We start from the raw sequence: 2,110 nt of genomic DNA, 5'->3' as shown, positions 1-2,110 counted from the left end.
TCCTCGTGCACGCCTATGACGATCCGATCGAGGACGCGCGCGTGCTCGATCTCTTCGCCGGCACCGGCGCGCTCGGCATCGAGGCGTCTTCGCGTGGCGCGAAGTTCGTGCTGTTCGTCGACAACGGTGCGGAGGCGCGGGCGTTGTTGCGCAACAATGTAGAATCGCTCGGCCTCGGCGGGGTGACAAAAGTCTATCGCCGCGATGCGACCGATCTCGGCCCGGCGCATCCCGTCGAGCCGTTCTCGCTGGTGTTCCTCGATCCGCCCTATGGCAGGGGACTTGCGGAGAAGGCGCTCGCGAGCTTGCGCGACGGCGGCTGGCTCACGCCGGGTGCGCTGCTCGTGGTCGAAGAGGCGAAGGCCGCGCAGTTCGTGACGCTTGATGGCTTCGAGGAATTGGAGCGGCGCGCCTATGACGACACGGAGTTCGTGTTTTTGAAGAGGCCGTAGCTTCGTGTTCAGTGCGTAGGGTGGGTTAGCCGAAGGCGTAACCCACCACTGTCTTTCTCAGCGGAAACAGAAAGGGGTGGGTTACGCTGCGCTAACCCACCCTACGCGTTCGAGGGCTACCGCCGCCCGAACAGCTTCTCCACATCCGACAGCTTCAGCTCGACATAGGTCGGCCGGCCGTGATTGCACTGGCCGGAGTTTGGCGTCTCCTCCATCTCGCGGAGCAGGGCGTTCATCTCCTCGGGCCTGAGCCTGCGGCCGGCGCGCACCGAGCCGTGGCAGGCCATGGTGGCGGCGACGTGYATCAGGCGGCGCTCCAGCGGCAACGCTTCGTCCCATTCGGCCATGTGCTCGGAGAGATCGCGCAACAGGCCGCCGGCATTGGTCTTGCCGAGCAGCGACGGCGTCTCGCGCACAGCGACCGCGCCGGGGCCGAAGGATTCGATCGCAAGCCCGAATGAGGTAAGCTCGTCGCTGCGCTCGAGCAGGCGCTCCACCGTGGCCTCGTCCATCTCGACGATCTCGGGGATCAAGAGGATCTGCCGCTGCACGCCGTTGGCGGCCAGCGAGGCCTTCAGCCGCTCATAGACGATGCGTTCATGCGCGGCATGCTGGTCGACGATGATGAGGCCGTCGCGGGTCTGCGAGACGATGTAGGTCTCGTGGATCTGCGTGCGCGCGGCGCCGAGTGGGCGATCGACGAGGTCGCTGACGGGCTGCGTCTCGAACCGCACGTCGGCACTGGGCGCGCCGACGTCGAACGCCGCCTGGGCGCGCTCGGAGAAGGCAGGCGCTGCCGCGCCATCGAATGACGGCATCGGCGCGACTGGGGCGGATGGCGAGGCCCGCCAGTCCCAGCTCGCCGGGCGCGGCGTGAAAGCGGGCCGGAACGAGGACAATGCGCTCTCGCCGCTGTTGGCGGCGGTGCGCCTGCCCTCGCGTGCGAGCCCTTCCTTCAATCCATGCACGATCAGCGCGCGCACGAGGCCTGCGTTGCGGAAGCGGACCTCGGTCTTGGCCGGATGCACGTTGGCGTCGACCTCGCGCGGATCCAGCGTGACGAACAGCGCCAGCACCGGATGACGGTCGCGCGGCAGATAGTCGGAATAGGCCGCGCGCACCGCCCCTAAGATCAGCTTGTCGCGCACCGGGCGGCCGTTGACGAAGAGATACTGCCCGAGCGCATTGGCTTTCGTCAGCGCCGGGGCTGCGGCATAGCCGGAAACGACGACGCCCTCGCGCTCGGCATGGACCTCGATGGCGTGGCTGCGAAACTCCGCGCCGAGGATGTCGCCGAGCCGTGTCAGCCGTCCGGCAGCGCCGGGCAGCGCCGCGGCCCAGGTCACCGGCGCGCGCTCTTCGCCCGCAAGCGTGAAGGCGACGTCCGGTCGCGCCATCGCGAGGCGCCGCACCACCTCGCGGATCGCCTCGGCCTCGGTGCGGTCGGTCTTGAGAAACTTCAGCCGCGCCGGCGTGGCGTAGAAGAGGTCGTTGACCTCGACGCGGGTGCCATGCGCGAGCGCCGCCGGCATGATCTCGGACTTCGCGCCGCCCTCGACGGTGAGCGCCCATGCATGCGGCTCGCCGGCATGGCGCGTGGTGATCGAGAGACGCGCGACCGAGCCGATCGAGGGCAGGGCCTCGCCGCGGAACCCGAG

2 protein-coding genes are annotated in these 2,110 nt (G+C 68.6%); one reads left to right on the top strand and one right to left on the bottom strand.

Features of this window, described 5'->3' with window-relative positions; all coding sequences use genetic code 11:
- On the top strand, window positions 1-452 hold a 452-nt coding region (locus tag AC1D00_RS38165; RefSeq protein ID WP_477014230.1), incomplete at its 5' end, for an RsmD family RNA methyltransferase.
- 116 nt (window positions 453-568) lie between these two features.
- Here the strand turns inward: AC1D00_RS38165 and mutL are convergent.
- Window positions 569-2,110, bottom strand: a 1,542-nt coding sequence (mutL, locus tag AC1D00_RS38160; protein ID WP_477014229.1) for a DNA mismatch repair endonuclease MutL, incomplete at its 5' end; no start/stop codon positions are given.

This window comes from Bradyrhizobium sp. P2_E8 (assembly GCF_056403875.1).
This window is presented reverse-complemented; position numbering and strand designations above follow the sequence as displayed.